This is a genomic window from Drouetiella sp. (genome assembly GCF_059504425.1).
The window spans coordinates 1-16,033 of record NZ_JCACIN010000109.1 but is presented as its reverse complement, the minus strand read 5'-3'; the positions used below and the strand labels follow the sequence as shown (position 1 = coordinate 16,033).

Sequence of the window (16,033 nt, the reverse complement as noted above, 5' to 3'; positions counted from 1 at the left end):
CTCCGAGTCTTGAAATCGAGTGTACTACTCAATTTCAGCCCCGTACCCCCATAATCCGCTGGAGCGGGCTGTCGAGAAATCTTGACGGTGTCGCAAAAGTGACTTGCAGACGCTCGGCCGGAACGCTAGCTCTCAAACATACTCTTGTCAGTATCAGAAAAAGAGGTATGTTCAAAAAGTTTTGTATCTAAGTTGTCGGAAACTGTTAATTCTTCAAACGAAATATCTTTTGTTGCAGGTCAATTTTTATAATCTTTAGGCACTTCTACAAGCTGCACATCTACAACATTTATTAGATTAGGAGAATAAGACTTTGACTTACTCACTACTGATCGCCACTGCCCGCACTGCTACCTGGTCGCCCAGTGTCGCGCTGGTCATGATTACCTGCAATCTGTTTGCGATCGCCGTCGGCTACTATGCAATCCAAAATCGTGGGGTAGGCCCCAAGCTGCCAGCAGAGATGCCCGCAATGTTCACAGGCTTCGGCATTCCAGAACTGCTGGCAACCACTAGCTTCGGGCATGTATTGGGCACGGGCTTTATCCTGGGGCTGAGCAATGCAGGTTTGCTTTAGAGTAGTCCTGTAAAACTCATCTTGGAAGGGATTCTTGACTCACGCCAAGAATCCTTTCGCTATAAAATCTCCCTGGAAAACATGACCGATCGCAGACTCGATACAATTGAGAAGTCCAAACAGTGGGTATAGTCTTCATGCGATCGGGTTGGCGAGTTGGTAAGGTCTTCGGCATTCCCTTGTTGATAGATCGGTCATGGTTTTTCATTTTGGCGCTGATCACCTATTCTTATGCCCTTGGCTGGCAGCAAGAACCTTGGGGATCAGTTTGGGCTTGGACAGCGGGGTTTTCGATGGCGGTGCTGCTGTTTGGGTCGGTATTGCTGCATGAGCTGGGGCATAGCTTAGTCGCCCGATCGCAGGGTATCACCGTCAACTCAATTACGCTGTTTTTGTTTGGGGGTATTGCCGCGATCGATCAAGAGTCCAAAACCCCAGGGCAAGCGTTTCAGGTGGCGATCGCAGGACCTGCCGTTAGCTTTAGCCTGTTCTTGGGGCTGTCGCTGATGCGCTTTCTGCCGCTGCCTGCACCCGCGATCGCCGTAGTCGATAGCTTGGCGCTCACCAATCTTGTCCTGGCGCTATTCAACATGATTCCTGGCTTGCCTCTAGACGGGGGACAGGTCTTGAAAGCCACCATCTGGAAAGCGACGGGTAGCCGCTTGAAGGGCATTCGCTGGGCTGCCAGAACCGGACAGATGCTAGGCTGGACGGCAGTTATTCTGGGTCTTGCGGCATACCTTAGATTCTTTGAGTTCGGCTTTCTATGGATTGCTTTGCTCGGCTGGTTTGGAGTGCGAAATGCCAGCAGCTATCTGCAAGTTACCAACTTGCAACAGGCGCTCATGCAGATTACGGCAGCAACCGCTATGACGCGAGAGTTTCGGGTGGTGGATGCCGATATGCCGCTGCGCCAGTTTGCCGATGAGTTTCTCTTGAGTGAAGCACAGCCTGTTTACTATGCAGCTTCTGACGGACGCTATCGGGGGCTGGTTCAGGTGGAAGACCTGCGTGAGATTGAGCGCAGCCTCTGGGAAACGCAGACTCTGAGCGCTATCACCCACCCTCTAACAGAAATCCCCTCGGTGACAGAATCGACTTCTCTTAAAGCCGTGATTGAGCAGATGGAAGCTGACCAGCTGAGGCGGATCACGGTACTGTCTCCTGCCGGAGCCGTGACGGGCGTGATCGATCGCGGTGATATTGTCCGTGCTCTTGCCGAAAAGATGAAGCTGCTGATCTCCGATGAGATGATTCGGCAAATTAAGGCAGAGGGCGCATACCCACCCGGATTAGAGCTGGCAGCGATCGCCAAAGCCGCCTCCGAGTAACGGTTTGCCAAAAACCTTCAGCATAATGCTCTACAGCAGCAGCCTGGGAGGAGTCAGCCAAAATAGCTGGCTTTTTCCGGCAGGAGATCCCGTTTCGGGCAGTAGCAAGCCGATCACCGCCGCTTTTTTGACGACAATCTGATGATGGACACTGCCCCAGACGAGTCGCTCTGTCCACTCGCCCAAATTAGGCTCATGCCCCACGATCGCAAGTTTCTCTCCCTTCCACGATCGCAGCCAGGAAACCCAGTCCTCAAAGCTGCCTTCTGGAGCTAGATGGCTGGATTCTTCTAGCGATTGCCCCAGCCCCGCTGACTGCAAAATATTGGCAGTTTGTCTAGCGCGTACCAACGGACTCGTCTGAATCAAGTCAAACCGAATGTCTAACTCATACAGCCGCTGGGCAACCTGCCTGGTTTTTTCCTGCCCTTCATCGGTTAACGGTCGTTCGCTGTCCTTAGGGTAGATGCCATGCTCAGCGGCAATGCCGTGACGGATGAGGTAAAGTTCGATCGCGCTCATAGGGAAGGGGGGATTGATTTATCCTAATAGGGTATCTGGTTTATCCTCAATAGCCTCTCACCTAATGCTGAAATTTCTTCGATTCCGGATACTGGCTCTGTTCGTGAGCCTACTGCTGGTCACGGCTTGCAGTGTGCCGATCGCACCTCCCGTCAGCAGTTCTACCGTTTATGAAACGCGCGAAGTTCATCACCCCGACGGCATTGGCAAATTTTACATGGGCAGAGAAATCGCTCAAGTCATGGGTCATCAGGGCGCAGGGTGGCTAGAGCGCTCCAGCCGCGAAGTTGAAGAAAAACCTGCCGTGGCGATCGCCGCTCTTAACCTTCAGCCCACCGATGTTGTTGCCGATATTGGGGCAGGAACTGGGTATTTCAGCTTTCGGATGAGCGATCGGCTGCCGCAAGGAAAAGTCTTTGCGGTGGATGTACAGCCTGAAATGATCGAGATTCTCAATTCTCTGAGCCGAGAAAAGGGAATTACCAACGTTGAGCCAATTTTGGGCAGAGTCGATCATCCCAACCTCCCCGATAACAGCATTGATCTGGCGATCATCGTTGATGCTTACCATGAGTTTGAGTATCCCAGAGAAATGATGCAGGGCATCGTTAAGGCGCTAAAGCCTGACGGCAGGGTGGTATTGCTAGAGTACCGAGGCGAGAATCCGCTGATCCCAATCAAAGGACTGCACAAAATGACGCAACGCCAGGTCAAAAAAGAAATGCAGGCGGTGGGGCTAATCTGGCAACAAACTCAGGATTCGCTGCCGCAACAGCATTTGATGACTTTTGGAAAGAGTGCAGGTGAGAAGGGCAGTAGCGAGAAAGGGCAGTAGCGAGAAAGGGCAGTAGCGAGAAAGGGCAGTGGCGAGAAAAGGCAGTCGGGCTAGACCACCAGAAGGATGCAACGTCTAGTTTTCCTTGATACTTAATGAAGAGAGACTAAAAAGAGAGATCTGAATCTAGAGGAATCAATATGCTGACGAAAGGCTTTGAAGTCGAAATATATACAGGAACACCTCAGGGCGACATCGTTGGCTTCTCGGATCAGATTGTGGCAAACCTACATGGCTTTGTGCGAGAGCCAGACACCCGCAACGTAGAATACACCACGGCTCCCTTCTGCCGCTATGAACGGCTGCTCTGTGAGCTGGTGCGTCCCCGACATGAGCTGCGATCGTATCTCAAAACCCTCGGCGACTACACGCTGATTCCCGGCAGCACGCTCTCGACCGGAGGAGGAGATCATTTCGATCGCTCTGATCCCGGCAATCCCTATCATGACTATATTGAGCAGACCTATGGCACCACGGTCGTTACCGCCAGCATCCACATCAACGTTGGAATTTCTGATCCAGAAACGCTGATGCGCGCCTGTCGGCTGGTGCGAGTCGAGGCTCCGCTCTATCTGGCGCTCAGTGCAGCATCGCCTTTTTTAGACAACAAAGTCACAGGTTCTCATTCTTCTCGCTGGAGCGTGTTCCCCAAGACTCCGCCCCATGTGCCGCTGTTTGAAAGCCATGCCCATTACGTGCGCTGGACAGAAGAACAGCTCAAGCTAGGTACCATGCAGAACGTGCGGCACCTCTGGTCGGCAGTGCGACCCAACGGCGATCGCCGTCCCTACAATCTCAATCGCTTAGAGCTACGCATTTGCGATATGGTCAGTGACCCAGTGACGCTCCTAGCTATCTCGGCGCTGCTGGAAGCCCGGATTATGCAGCTCATCGCTGACCCCGGCCTTGATCCATTAGAGTCTAGTATCCTACCTGCCTCGACCCGCGCTGAAGATTTGGTTGCCCTAACGGATGCTAACGAGACAGCTGCAGCCCATAGCAGCCTAGAGGCAGAACTGCGCCATTGGAAGGATGGCAGCCCTATTATTGCTAAGGATTGGATTGAGCAGCTCTACCAGGAAACTTGGTCAATATCAAAACAGCAGGGCTTTAGCTGCTTCCTGATGCCCCTGAAGAAAGTGTTACGAGAAGGAAACGAGGCGCAACGCTGGCTAAAGGCGATCGATCAAGGTGGAGATGTGCGTAGCGTCATGCAGCAAGCCATTCAAGAAACAGCTAAACAAGAGCTTGCGCTGGCTAGTGATCTGCTCCAGGTGGCTGCATGAGGCATGAGATCGATGGGCAGGTAGTCCTCAAAGTGTAGTGCGGCGTTTTGCGCTGGGTTAGGCGTGGGTTATTTTTTAGAAGCCCTGCGGGGCTTCTAAAAAATAACTGTGGTTTATGCAGTTGAAAATTGCTGTAAGTACATATTTGCAATGTTCTAGTGACCGATAATTTCAAAGGCAAAGCATGGCTGATCTCATAATTTTTTGGCATCGTCGAGATTTAAGAGCGATCGACAACGTTGGGTTGGCAGCCGCAAGAGAAAGAACTGCCAAAGTCGTTGGGGTCTTTTGTCTCGATCCTGGCATTTTAGACGGCGATGTTGCCCCGGCAAGAGTTACTTATCTAATCGGCAGCCTCAAAGAGCTTCAGGAGCAGTACCTTCAAGCAGGAAGCCAGCTCTTGATTCTCAAAGGTTCACCGCTACAAAAATTGCCCGATCTAGCGAAAGCCTTTCCTGCCAAAGCCGTATTTTGGAATCGAGATGTTGAGCCTTATGGACGAGATCGCGATCGCCAAGTCGGTGAAGCCCTGCAACAGGAAGGCATTGAGGTTCAAACCTTTTGGGATCAGCTTTTGCATCCTCCCAAACAGATCATGACAGGCGCGGATCAACCCTACACGGTCTACACTCCTTTTTGGCGAAACTGGTTAAGTAAGAGCAAAGCCAGTCCAGCCAAAGATTTTGCAGGGGCAGAAGGGCTGACGGCACAAGAGCAGAAGGCGGCAGAGGCGGGAGCGATCGCTCTACCGACTGCCAAAGCGCTGGGCTTTGTCTGGGACAATGATCTGATACTGCCACCCGGAACTTCTGCCGCTCAGGATCATCTGCGGGAGTTTTGCGATCGGGCTTTAGGCGAATATCAGGAGCAGCGAAATTTCCCTGCCGTGACGGGTACCTCTCACCTCAGCGCTGCCCTCAAGTTTGGCACGATCGGCATCCGTACCGTGTGGCAAGCCGCTCAGACGGTCTGTGACGACAGCCGCAGCGACGAAGCCCGCACCAACATCCAAACCTGGCAGCAGGAGTTAGCATGGCGCGAGTTTTATCAGCACGCCATGTTTTTCTTTCCTCAGCTTGCCGAAGGAGCCTATCGCCCGCCCTTCAAAAACTTTCCCTGGAGCGATAACGAAGACCATTTTCAAGCCTGGTGTGAAGGACAGACGGGCTATCCGATCGTCGATGCAGCCATGCGTCAGCTCAACGAGCTAGGGTGGATGCACAACCGCTGCCGCATGATTGTTGCCAGTTTTCTCACCAAGGATCTGATCGTTAACTGGCAATGGGGCGAAAAATATTTTATGCAGAAGCTGGTAGATGGCGACCTGTCTGCCAATAACGGCGGCTGGCAGTGGAGTGCTTCTAGCGGCATGGATCCAAAGCCGCTCCGTATTTTTAATCCGGCGAGTCAGGCTCAGAAGTTTGACGCAGACGGCGAGTATATTCGGCAGTGGTTGCCAGAGTTACGCAGTTTGGACACCGAAGCGCTGGTGACTGGAAAAATTGACGCAGGCGATCGCCATCGCTGTGGCTACCCTGCGCCGATCGTGGATCACAAAAAGCAGCAAATGCTGTTTAAGCAACTCTATCAGCAGCAGAAACTGGGCTAGCCCTCTGGCTTATGGTTTATTGGGGTTGCAAGTTTAATAAACCCAGATAAGTTTTTTGAAAAAGTTATCTGGGTTTATTTGTTCACGAGACATAAGTCTATGACTCTGAAGGCTCTGAGTTACGTCGCTTCAAAACAGGTTTGGTGGCTGGCTCCTTGCGCTCACGCGGCACTGCCGGACGGGAAGGACGATCGCTCACCGGACGATCGCCGCCTAGCGGACGATCGCTCATCGGACGGCTCACCGGACGATCGCCCACCGGACGAGATGGACGAGGCACAGCCCCTTCCCGGCGTGGCGGAGCCGATTCAGACCCACTATCCCAACGCTTGCGTCCGCCCGGAGGTGCCCCTCGCCGTGGACCTCTTGAAAATTTGTTGCCGCCTTCTCCCTTCTGAGGGGGCACCATCTTGATCAGCGTCGCATCTTGAATGGTCAAGATATTCTCCTGCCGCTGCACATTAAACTCCCAGAAGTAGCCAACGGATTTGCCGCCTTCTAGCGCACCTCTTAGCACAACCTTAAAGGCTTTCGACTGCTTGTCTCCCTGACGCTGGATGCGGCGAATTTTCACCAAAACCTGCTCATTTTCTGGAGAGTGGAAAACGACTTCGCCTCTAACCGAGAAGTAGCGATCGTCAAAATCTTCGATCGGCTCTTCTGTAGCGGTCTCACCAGGGGTTGAAGGTGCCTCAACGGCTGTCTCAGAGGGGCTAGCGGCTTCCTCTTCAGGCGCTTTGGCAGCAGCCTCTACAGAAGCTTCTGTCTGAGCAGGTAGCACAGCTTTATCAATAGCAGCCTCAACATCATCTCCAAGATCAGATTCAGCCGTCTCTTCAAAAGCCTCTTCGCCCGTGGCCTCATCCGCTTCTAGGGTTGAGTTGAGATTTTCTGGCTCCCAAACTCCCACAATTTGCACATGCAGATCGTACTCCTTCTCACGGGTACGAGGATACACCACCCACAGATGAGACTGCTCCAGATCTAGGTGCTTTTTGACTAAGCTCATCACCCGCCCCAACAGTACGGCATCAATCGAAACGCCATCATCTGTCACCAGAAAGCCGCGCGTAAACTGCTCTTCTGAGGGAGCATATTTGCCGCGCACTAGCCCGATCGCTCGATACTGCATGGGCTCACTCGCAGGTGGAATAGGCTGCTGCCGCATCGCCATAGACTTCTGCGCTTTGGGCAATTCTGAAGATTCTGACGTTGAACTGTCAGAATCTTCAGAATTGCCTGGAGAGATGGCAGGAGAGGGTTGAGAAAGGCTCACGGTATCTGATGGATCGGGAACTGTAGATGACATGACTTCTGGTGAGGTAGGAAGAGCGGGAGGCGGTGCGATGGTCGGTGAATCTGGATGCTGATCCATTGGTTCTGCTGACGACGGTTCTACTGATATAGGGACGTTTACGGGGACGTTAGAGGACGGACTCGTTTTGGGCGATCGAGGGGATTTGCTCTCGGCAGAACTCATAAAACCTCCTTCAGGGTGCAGCAGTCAAAGGCTGACCGCCAATCAACACAGCAGCTCGAACAGGATCACCAGACCCTCTGGTCATCTCATCAACCGACCATCCAATCCTAATGCAGGATCAAACACTAGGTTAACATTCAGGCTCAAGCTACTCTGCGATCGGTCTGCAAAGGGGCTATGGGCTATGGCTCACACGGCATTCATCCAATCTGTTTATACGTCTCCAACTTGCCTCAATCAGGGATTTCCCCGCCAGACTCGGCTGAGATTCATCATAGCCACACACTTGCCCCATGCTTTGTGACAATTTGCATGACGATTTGCGCGACGACTTGTTTCGGGGCGATCGAACAGGTACAGCGCTGAGCGCGGTTCTCGAAAAATAGCGCATTGGATCTAAACGCGTGGCGCTATGAAGCTCCAAGCTCTTCCAAAAAATTAATTCCTGATTTTGCACCAATTTTGCAATAGAGGGTGTGTCCCGGCAGATGTGGTTAATAATAGGTGAGGTTAGTGGCAGTTAAGTTTGGGGTTGTCTTGTGTCTAAGCAGCGTAATCGTTGGGTTGTCATTGCAGTCTTGTCTATTGCCACGCTGGCTTTTGTTGGAGTGTCCGTCATTGTGCCGTTTACGAAGGCGCTGCAAAATAACAATCCGATCGCCAGTCCCTCGCCCAGTCTCAGCCCCAGCGCCTCGCCCAAAGAAGATTTAGAAGCCCAGGCAAGGGGCTATGAGCTGGTGCTTCAACGCGAGCCAGACAACCAAATTGCCCTACGGGGTCTGGTTGATACGCGCATTGCCCAGAGCCGAACTGACCCCAGCAAAATTAACTCCATTATTGCGCCGCTCGAAAAACTGGCGAAACTCAACCCCGATCAGTCCAATTACAGCGTGTTGCTGGCACAGGCAAAACAACAAACAGGCGATCGCGAAGGCGCAGCTCAAGCCTACCGTGCCGTACTAGAACTCAATCGCGGCGACATGAATGCCCTCAAAGGGTTAGTTGACCTGCTCATGCAGCAACAGCGTCCCGAAGCGGCGATTGGGCTGCTCCAAGACACCCTCAAGAGCGCAGATGAGGTTAATAAAGCCAAACCTGGAAGCGTAGATGTGATTTCGGTAGAGATGCTCTTGGGGCAGGTTTACGCCGTGCAGCAGCGCTATGACGAAGCGATCGCCACCTACGACAAAGCAGCTCAGAGCAACAAGGAAGATTTTCGCCCGCTGCTAGGTAAAGCGCTAGTTCTGCAAGATCAGGGCAAAACCGAAGAAGCTCAGCCGCTCTTCACATCTGCAGCGGCTCTAGCACCTGCGCAGTTTAAGGATCAGATCAACCAGCTTGCTGCTGGAGAGTCACCTAGCCCTGCGGCGAGTGTTGTACCTTCACCAAGTACAGGTGAACCTGCCCCTTCGCCCAGCGCAGAGACAGCAGCCCCAGCTCCTAGCGCTGCACCTGAAGCAAGTCCAGAATCACCTTAAAGGACTGGGTATTGGCTTCATTACATTCGGGGGATGAATTTTGTGTGAGAGGGGCGCTCCGCGCCCCTCTCACACAAAATTCATCCCTAAAATCAGCAACGCCGATTTATTGATTGGGTTGAGGTGAAGCCTTATCTGGACAGGCTTCTGGAGTGTACTCGTAGTTCACCTGGAGGATAGCAGCCTTCTTCTCTCCCGTTGCCTCAAATGAGTGGGCGATCGCATCTTCGATCGCCTTCTGGTTGAAAATACGATAACTGGAGCCTTGCAGAATCTGCGGACGATTTCCCGCTTCATTCACGACTTTGCCGTCAACGCCCACTAGCACGCCCACCCAGACCGATCGCGTCTCCTGAAGGGGACAAGCCGCCTCTGGATAAACTGCCACAATCTGGGTCGGCTCCTTGAAATTAATTTGGTTAAATTTCTGCTCGTCACCGCCTAGCCAAGCCCCAGCCGCCTGTGACCAAGTTCCCATATTGGCAGCAACCGCACCATCGCCGATGCCTGTATCGTCGGTTGAGAGCTGAGCAAGCTGCTCGCGTCGCTGCCGAATCCGCTCAACCTGAGCCTGACGAACCTCATCTAGCGATCGCGGCAAAGGCAAACCAGCGTCTGCTGTCTGGGAAGTATCTGTCTGGGAAGTATCTGAAGGGCTGCTGGGGTTAGTCTGTGTAGCATTGGGGACACTAGGAGCGGGTTGCGTCTCGCCATTGGGGCGCGGGGCTAAACTCTCAGCGGGCTTAGATGGAGGCGCAGCGGGCTGAGGCGGCGCAAGCGGCGCAACAAGGACTGGCTTAGAAGCATCAGAGTATTGCCGCAAAATATCGAGAATTGGATCGGAGGTGGAAGAAGAATATCCAGGATAGGGCGGTAGTTCAGAAGGCGCAGGTGGGTCAGGTAAAGGATTCAGTGAATAGGGTAATGAGGGCAACGGCTGACGGGCGATCGACGGCAACTCTATCAGCGAATTGGAAATTTCGGGCAAACGATTTTGCTCTGCGGGCGTTAGCTCAACCACGCCCACCGATCGCTTAATTTCTGGCTCTTGAGTGCTCAGGCTGGCGCTGGGCAGAAGAGGAAGCAGCGCAAACAGCAGGGCATGAGCGCCGAAAGAGGCGATCGCCGCAATGGCTGAAGGATTCTGTGCAAATCGATGAAGGGCTGGGGGAAGCGCTGTGATCTGTAAAGCTGGCATAAATCCGATCTCATCAACCGCAATTCTTAAAAATCCTATGATCAGAGTAGCGAAGTTTGGGCTGAATCAGCACAACACTTGTCGGCATTGCTCAATCCGCACTGCTTAACCTGAGGGCGATTTTTTCTGAAAGGGTCGCGGAGCGCTCCTTTCAGAAAAAATCGCTCATGAAATCAGCAATGCCCGATTGTCAACTGCTCATGCACACTCTCTTTCAGTTTCCAGAAGCTTCTCTAGACATCAGGACAGGAGAACCAGGAGAAAAGTTGCAACCAATCCTCATAAGCCCTAGAAAGAAACTCTCCTAAGGCTTCACCATTCTAAGGAGATAAGAGAAGATAATGCTGTTTCGATCGTATCAACAAGATTGTGTGGTGTAAGCGAGTGAATTTCATCCCCCCTTTCGATCTCAACGAACAATTTAAGCTAATTGGTGAAGAGGTTGGCGCTGCCGCGCTAGAGATCCTGGCTTCAGGTCGGTACATTGGTGGTGCTCCGGTCGATCAGTTTGAGCAGCAGTTTGCCCAATACATTGGCACAAGCCACGCCATTGGCTGCAATTCTGGAACTGACGCTCTGTTTTTGGCGCTCCGATCGCTTGACATTGGGGCAGGAGATGAGGTGATTACCTCGCCCTTTACCTTCATTTCCACGGCAGGCGTGATCAGCGCGGTAGGTGCTAAGCCTGTCTTCATAGACATTGATCCCCAGACGTTTAATTTAGATCTGAACCAAATTGAAGCGGCAATTACCCCGCGCACTAAGGCAATTATTCCGGTTCATCTCTTTGGGCAGCCCGTAGACATGACTCGACTGATGGCGATCGCCCATTCCCATAACCTCTGGGTGGTCGAAGATTGTGCCCAGTCTGCCGGAGGCACCTGGCAAGGCAAAAAGCTCGGCAGCATCGGGCACATTGGCTGCTTCAGCTTCTACCCCACTAAAAATCTGGGAGCCTGCGGAGATGGCGGCGCAATGACAACTCACGATGCCACAATCGATGCCAAGCTGCGAATGCTGCGAGACCATGGGCAGCGGCAACGCTATGCCTGTGAAACGATCGGAGTCAACAGCCGCTTAGATGCCCTGCAAGCCGTCATTCTCAGCATCAAACTGCGCCATCTCGATATCTGGAACGCCCAACGACAAGCCATTGCCGATCGCTATGACTCCATGCTTCAGCCGCTACCTGGAATAGTGACCCCTCAGGCAATCGCGGGTGGCACAAGCGTTTGGAATCAATACACGATTCGCTTATTGGATACAGATCGGTTAATAGACTCAGGGCAAGTGCTAGATTCAGGCGATCGTGCCAAAGATTTGAGTCAGCACCGCAGAGACCAAGTTCGCCAACAGCTTCAGCAGCAGGGAATTGGCTCAATGGTGTACTATCCGATACCTCTGCACCTTCAGCCCGTCTATGCTGAGTTAGGCTACAGGTCTGGCGATCTGCCCATTGCTGAACAGATGGCGCGCGAAGTTCTTAGCTTACCGATGTTCCCAGAACTATCGCTCGTGCAGCAGGAGCAAGTAGTCTATACCCTAAAGGATTGCCTCATTCAAACTTAAAGTCAGGTTCTAAACCCGATCACTTTTTGAGAGGGGTGTAGTGTTTTGAGAGGAGCATAGAGAACCCCTCTCAAAAAAATGATTAGAGAACCAACCTGAACTGAAACCATACAGCAATAAGGAAAGAAGAGAGGAAGGTGCGATCTGAAGCACACTCTAGTACTCTGATGACCGCATTTCCATTTTTGGACGGATATTTTTGCTTCTGAAATTAACTTCTGCCCAATAGCGGACATAGTTAAGATAAGCCTTAGCCTGCTCTAGATTGCTCTTTTTCCAGGTCAAAATATTGGGGTTAAACGTAGAGGCTGTCGGAGCGGAGGCACGAGGGCTGCAAGCGCTGGGCACATAGTGAGCTGTAAAGGACTTTCTAGAATAATTTGGATTTTGATTAGAAAAAGCTCCATGAATTAAAAACGGATGCCACAACAGTACCGAACCCTTCTGAAGCGGCATTGGCTGGAATTCGTACTTCTGCTCATCAATCAGTTTTTTTATTTTGACAACATATTCTTCATGATCTTCAAAATTTTCAGCTTGCTTACTAATTAATGGGCCTCTGTGGCTCTTAGGCACCACAAAGAAGGCTCCCGAATCTTCATGAATCGTTTCAAGCGCAAACCAGCAGGCAATCAAATTTCCGGGAGGCGTACTGTCCAGGTAGTAATGATCTTGATGGGGTACTGTTCCAGTCGACTTATCAAAAAACATAGTTTGCCAAACAATATATTTCTCGTAGCTGCCAATGAGCGACAGGAGCTGAGAAATGCGGTTTGAATAGACAATCTTTTCAGTGAGCGATTTAAATCCTTTTTGAAAAACAAGCTCGTTAGGATGAAGAATCGATCGCTCTATAAATCCTTTTTCATTGATCTGTAAGCGTTCAGCTCGGTTAGTATCTTGAGACCTGAAGTAGTATCCCTTAGAAGATTTGAGATGTTCATAGCTTTTGGAGAAGGAGTCAAGCTCGGCTTCAGAAATAACGTCCTTTACGACTACATATCCGTTCTCGCTGTAATAATCTTTAATGCTTTCAGTTTCCTGAATCGAGAAGTAATGAATCATAGAAATTACTATCCTTTCGTAGGCGTACCTACTGTAAATTTCTGAATTCCGAATCCTCTCCAGGAAGAAGCTTATAAAGTGTGAATAAAGATGCTATGGCGATCCCAAAGAGTTTGTGAGAAGTGGGGCGTAGCCTACTCCACCTCTCACAAACTCATATGCCAATTGAACTGATTGAATCAGGTTTGTTGCTACCCTCCAACCAGGGTAATTCCACGCCTAATTGAAGCTGACCGACGCGGATTCTTTGAGAGTGCTAATGAACCCTTTACGACCCAAGACGATCGCCCTGTAAGGTTCAGAGAGACTTGAAAAAAGCAGCAGAGGACTAACCCTCTGCTGCTTTTTTTACTTTTTACTAACGGGCGAGGAGGGATTCGAACCCCCGACACCGTGGTTCGTAGCCACGTGCTCTGGTCCACTGAGCTACACACCCTTGTAGCGTACAATTTCTTGTAACGATTCACATCGTAGCATACAAAATTCTCTGCCGCAAAATCTCATGTCACAAAATCCTTCTTCTGAATCTCTCACCCACCTAGATGCTCAAGGGCAGGCTCAAATGGTGGATGTTTCTGCAAAGGGGCAGACCGTGAGAACGGCGATCGCCGTAGGTCGGGTGCGAATGCTGCCAGAAACATTCACTGCCATTCAGTCGGGCAATGCGCCCAAGGGAGATGTTTTGGGTACGGCGCGGCTGGCTGGCATTATGGCGGCTAAACAAACCGCAAACCTGATTCCGCTCTGCCATCCTTTGCCGATTCACAAGGTAGAGGTGAAAATTACGCCGGATGCTGAGCTACCGGGCTATCAAATTCAGGCTGAGGTGAAAATTAAAGCCGAAACCGGAGTGGAAATGGAGGCGCTGACGGCGGTTTCGATCGCGGCGCTCACGCTGTATGACATGGCGAAGGCGTTGGAAAAATCCATTCAGATTGAAGCTATCTACCTATTGCAGAAGACAGGCGGCAAATCTGGCGACTATTCCCTTCTATAGCTGTCGCCAGTTTGCTTAGGACATTTTTGGTGGGGCGCGAGCGCCCCACCAAAAATGTCCCCGTCCTAACCGCCAAGGCGGTTACTATACAATGGAGAGAGAAGATAAGAAATAAAGAGAGAAGATCAAGACAGGAAACTCTCATCTTCGCCCGTTCCTTACCCCGCACAATCTATGCCTCCCCGTTGGTCTCGTAAGCCCGATCGCAAAGACGCTGACTTCCGCAAGCTCGACGACCGGATGACTTTTGCGGTACATGTGGCTGCTTTTGGTTGCTTTAATTCTGGAGCCTGGTTTGCTCGCATTATTCAAGAGGCAGACTGGACATGGACTATATGGTTTACAGGTATTTCGCTGGCAATTTTAGTCAGCCACGCGGTCTATATTTTTGCGATCGCCGACTATTCTGATCCCGCTGCCTCTTCCCGTCAGGGTTAACTTTTTTGGAGTCAAATCTTATGGCTAACTCAAGTGAATCGATCGAAAAATTGGCTGGAGCGATCGGTGAGAACGTCTATATAGACGTAGCGAAGTGGCATCTTTATCTGAATGACGCTCATTTATCGACTCCCCTAGCCGAGCAGTTTTATCCTCTATTAAGCCAAGGCAGTATCTCAGAAGAACAAGTTTCAGAGGTGCTCAAAGGAATTTCTATTAAGCTGGGGGGTGGCAAGCGAGAAGTTCCTTTATCTGACCTGCTGCCGATGCAGTCTCAGGTGCATCTGATGGATGTTCTAGAAGAGTTTCAGCGAAATTTATAGACCAGCACTGCATCTCTAAAGCATCGCTCAAAGCATTGCTCTAGTCATAGCCACTACTTAATCAAGTGCAAAGCGTCTTAACACCTGTGGCTCTACATAACTAAAAGAAGAGGGTTGCGCCATGTTGCCGCAACCCTCTTCTTTTACGTATCAAGACGTCAATTGAGTCTAGACATGTTCTCTAACACGCTCTTCAATGATGCTGGTTTCAAACACCGAATTGTAGAGGAAACCCGCCAGAATCGCACCCAGGATTGGAGCTAACCAGAACAACCAGAGTTGACTAATCAGCTCGACGCCCGCAAACAAAGCGACGCCTGTGCTACGTGCAGGGTTAACCGAGGTGTTGGTGATGGGAATGCTGATCAAGTGAATCAGAGTTAGAGCCATGCCGATCGCAATCGGAGCAAAACCTTGAGGTGCCCGACGATCGGTTGCGCCCAAGATGATCATCAAGAACATGAAGGTGAAAACAACTTCAGCAATGAAGCAGGCTACCAGCGCATAGCCACCTGGAGAATGCACGCCAAAGCCATTAGTAGCCAGCGGATTGCTTCCTGTCAGGGCAAATCCTTCCCTACCGTTAGCAACCAGGAAGATGAGTCCACCCGCCAAAGTTGCGCCCAAAACTTGAGCAATGATGTAAGGCAAAAGCTCAGATCCGGGAAAGCGCTTGCCTGCCCACAGCCCAAAAGATACCGCCGGATTGAGATGGCAACCGGAGATATGACCGATCGCATAGGCCATGGTCAAAACCGTTAGACCGAAAGCGAGAGATACGCCCAAGAAACCTAAACCGAAGAAATTAGAAGCTCCATCAGGTGCCGCAGCATAGGGGAAACCAGCCGCAAATACGGCGCTACCGCAACCGCCAAGCACCAGCCAAAATGTGCCGATAAATTCAGCAATACAGCGCTTTGTAAGTGGCATTTTATTAACTCCTTAACAGGGATCGAGGTGAAGTGATATCAGACATGGCATTCGAGAGGGGGCTATTCACTAGCTGTCTCAATTCAGCGCTTTGAGCCAAAGAAACAATCGCTAGGTCTCTGTGGTTCTACTGAAGTTTCAAAATTCTACAGTAGAGACGCAGTCACTCAACTTTTGCGCAACCAAACCTTAACAAATTTAAGGCTTGGGGCATTATTACGCATTGAGTCTCAGCTTTTTGTATCTTAAAAAGATATAGAAATAATATCGGCAAAGAGAACTTTAGAAGGTGTTGCTCATTGCTTTGAGTCAGTTTTTATCTAAGTTTTTTATTCAAGTTTTGGTAGTGCCCTGAAGGGCAGGATAGAATAGGGAATGGCACTAATAAAGTTTTG

General features: G+C 51.0%; 15 protein-coding genes and 1 tRNA gene. 10 read left to right on the top strand and 6 right to left on the bottom strand.

Annotated elements, in window-relative coordinates; genetic code table 11:
- Positions 1–313: 313 nt before the first annotated feature.
- Both psaK and AC5JMP_RS24270 read left to right on the top strand, forming a co-directional pair.
- Positions 314–577 (top strand): photosystem I reaction center subunit PsaK, encoded by a 264-nt coding sequence (gene psaK / locus AC5JMP_RS24275; protein WP_495854076.1) that lies wholly within the window; start codon positions 314–316, stop codon positions 575–577.
- Positions 578–714: 137 nt separating this feature from the next.
- Positions 715–1,908 carry a site-2 protease family protein gene (locus tag AC5JMP_RS24270; protein ID WP_495854077.1) on the top strand — a complete coding sequence of 398 codons (1,194 nt, stop codon included), beginning with the start codon at positions 715–717 and terminating at the stop codon, positions 1,906–1,908.
- A gap of 30 nt (positions 1,909–1,938) precedes the next feature.
- Here AC5JMP_RS24270 and sixA read toward each other — a convergent pair whose 3' ends face one another.
- Positions 1,939–2,430 carry a phosphohistidine phosphatase SixA gene (sixA, locus tag AC5JMP_RS24265; RefSeq protein ID WP_495854075.1) on the bottom strand — a complete coding sequence of 164 codons (492 nt, stop codon included), beginning with the start codon at positions 2,428–2,430 and terminating at the stop codon, positions 1,939–1,941.
- Positions 2,431–2,494: 64 nt separating this feature from the next.
- Between sixA and AC5JMP_RS24260 the strand changes: the two genes are divergently transcribed.
- The 3 genes from AC5JMP_RS24260 to AC5JMP_RS24250 all read left to right on the top strand — a co-directional run bounded on the left by AC5JMP_RS24260 (position 2,495) and on the right by AC5JMP_RS24250 (position 6,160).
- Positions 2,495–3,265, top strand: coding sequence for a class I SAM-dependent methyltransferase (locus AC5JMP_RS24260; protein WP_495854074.1), 771 nt, complete (start codon positions 2,495–2,497; stop codon positions 3,263–3,265).
- A 140-nt stretch (positions 3,266–3,405) separates the two neighbouring features.
- On the top strand, positions 3,406–4,551 hold the full coding sequence (gshA, locus tag AC5JMP_RS24255; RefSeq protein ID WP_495854073.1) for a glutamate--cysteine ligase: 1,146 nt from the start codon (positions 3,406–3,408) through the stop codon (positions 4,549–4,551).
- Positions 4,552–4,735: 184 nt separating this feature from the next.
- Positions 4,736–6,160: an FAD-binding domain-containing protein gene (locus AC5JMP_RS24250; protein ID WP_495854072.1), complete on the top strand. Its 1,425-nt coding sequence runs from the start codon at positions 4,736–4,738 to the stop codon at positions 6,158–6,160.
- A gap of 97 nt (positions 6,161–6,257) precedes the next feature.
- Here AC5JMP_RS24250 and patR read toward each other — a convergent pair whose 3' ends face one another.
- Complete coding sequence (patR, locus tag AC5JMP_RS24245) at positions 6,258–7,640, bottom strand: heterocyst master regulator PatR (RefSeq protein ID WP_495854071.1); 1,383 nt, start codon at positions 7,638–7,640, stop codon at positions 6,258–6,260.
- 539 nt (positions 7,641–8,179) lie between these two features.
- Here patR and AC5JMP_RS24240 point away from each other — a divergent pair.
- Complete coding sequence (locus AC5JMP_RS24240) at positions 8,180–9,118, top strand: tetratricopeptide repeat protein (RefSeq protein WP_495854070.1); 939 nt, start codon at positions 8,180–8,182, stop codon at positions 9,116–9,118.
- A 106-nt stretch (positions 9,119–9,224) separates the two neighbouring features.
- Here AC5JMP_RS24240 and AC5JMP_RS24235 read toward each other — a convergent pair whose 3' ends face one another.
- Entirely contained in the window at positions 9,225–10,316 is a 1,092-nt protein-coding gene (locus AC5JMP_RS24235; RefSeq protein WP_495854069.1) for a hypothetical protein, read from the bottom strand.
- Between the two features lie 384 nt (positions 10,317–10,700).
- On the opposite strand from AC5JMP_RS24235, the gene AC5JMP_RS24230 reads away from it, so the two are divergent.
- Positions 10,701–11,885: a DegT/DnrJ/EryC1/StrS family aminotransferase gene (locus AC5JMP_RS24230; RefSeq protein ID WP_495854068.1), complete on the top strand. Its 1,185-nt coding sequence runs from the start codon at positions 10,701–10,703 to the stop codon at positions 11,883–11,885.
- A 156-nt stretch (positions 11,886–12,041) separates the two neighbouring features.
- On the opposite strand, the gene AC5JMP_RS24225 is transcribed toward AC5JMP_RS24230, so the two are convergent.
- Together AC5JMP_RS24225 and AC5JMP_RS24220 are read right to left on the bottom strand one after the other, a co-directional pair.
- Positions 12,042–12,950 (bottom strand): phytanoyl-CoA dioxygenase family protein, encoded by a 909-nt coding sequence (locus AC5JMP_RS24225; RefSeq protein ID WP_495854067.1) that lies wholly within the window; start codon positions 12,948–12,950, stop codon positions 12,042–12,044.
- Positions 12,951–13,312: 362 nt separating this feature from the next.
- Positions 13,313–13,386: transfer RNA gene (locus AC5JMP_RS24220), tRNA-Arg, on the bottom strand.
- Between the two features lie 66 nt (positions 13,387–13,452).
- Here AC5JMP_RS24220 and moaC point away from each other — a divergent pair.
- The 3 genes from moaC (at position 13,453) to AC5JMP_RS24205 (ending at position 14,708) form a co-directional block, all read left to right on the top strand.
- Positions 13,453–13,947, top strand: a complete 495-nt coding sequence (gene moaC / locus AC5JMP_RS24215) for a cyclic pyranopterin monophosphate synthase MoaC (RefSeq protein ID WP_495854066.1) — start codon at positions 13,453–13,455, stop codon at positions 13,945–13,947.
- A 174-nt stretch (positions 13,948–14,121) separates the two neighbouring features.
- The gene (locus tag AC5JMP_RS24210) at positions 14,122–14,385 is read left to right on the top strand and encodes a hypothetical protein (protein WP_495854065.1); all 264 of its coding nucleotides are present in this window, start codon (positions 14,122–14,124) and stop codon (positions 14,383–14,385) included.
- A gap of 20 nt (positions 14,386–14,405) precedes the next feature.
- A complete protein-coding gene (locus AC5JMP_RS24205) occupies positions 14,406–14,708 on the top strand; it encodes a DUF3181 family protein (RefSeq protein ID WP_495854064.1) in 303 nt (100 codons plus the stop codon).
- Between the two features lie 168 nt (positions 14,709–14,876).
- On the opposite strand, the gene aqpZ is transcribed toward AC5JMP_RS24205, so the two are convergent.
- A complete protein-coding gene (gene aqpZ / locus AC5JMP_RS24200; RefSeq protein WP_495854063.1) occupies positions 14,877–15,638 on the bottom strand; it encodes an aquaporin Z in 762 nt (253 codons plus the stop codon).
- Positions 15,639–16,033: the final 395 nt, after the last annotated feature.

Excerpts from the sequence above, each read along its gene's own strand:
- AC5JMP_RS24270 (WP_495854077.1), top strand. The coding sequence starts at position 715 with ATGCGATCGGGTTGGCGAGTTGGTAAGGTCTTCGGCATTCCCTTGTTG.
- sixA (WP_495854075.1), bottom strand. The coding sequence starts at position 2,430 with ATGAGCGCGATCGAACTTTACCTCATCCGTCACGGCATTGCCGCTGAG.
- AC5JMP_RS24260 (WP_495854074.1), top strand. The coding sequence starts at position 2,495 with ATGCTGAAATTTCTTCGATTCCGGATACTGGCTCTGTTCGTGAGCCTA.
- gshA (WP_495854073.1), top strand. The coding sequence starts at position 3,406 with ATGCTGACGAAAGGCTTTGAAGTCGAAATATATACAGGAACACCTCAG.
- AC5JMP_RS24250 (WP_495854072.1), top strand. The coding sequence starts at position 4,736 with ATGGCTGATCTCATAATTTTTTGGCATCGTCGAGATTTAAGAGCGATC.
- patR (WP_495854071.1), bottom strand. The coding sequence starts at position 7,640 with ATGAGTTCTGCCGAGAGCAAATCCCCTCGATCGCCCAAAACGAGTCCG.
- AC5JMP_RS24235 (WP_495854069.1), bottom strand. The coding sequence starts at position 10,316 with ATGCCAGCTTTACAGATCACAGCGCTTCCCCCAGCCCTTCATCGATTT.
- AC5JMP_RS24225 (WP_495854067.1), bottom strand. The coding sequence starts at position 12,950 with ATGATTCATTACTTCTCGATTCAGGAAACTGAAAGCATTAAAGATTAT.
- moaC (WP_495854066.1), top strand. The coding sequence starts at position 13,453 with ATGTCACAAAATCCTTCTTCTGAATCTCTCACCCACCTAGATGCTCAA.
- AC5JMP_RS24210 (WP_495854065.1), top strand. The coding sequence starts at position 14,122 with ATGCCTCCCCGTTGGTCTCGTAAGCCCGATCGCAAAGACGCTGACTTC.
- AC5JMP_RS24205 (WP_495854064.1), top strand. The coding sequence starts at position 14,406 with ATGGCTAACTCAAGTGAATCGATCGAAAAATTGGCTGGAGCGATCGGT.
- aqpZ (WP_495854063.1), bottom strand. The coding sequence starts at position 15,638 with ATGCCACTTACAAAGCGCTGTATTGCTGAATTTATCGGCACATTTTGG.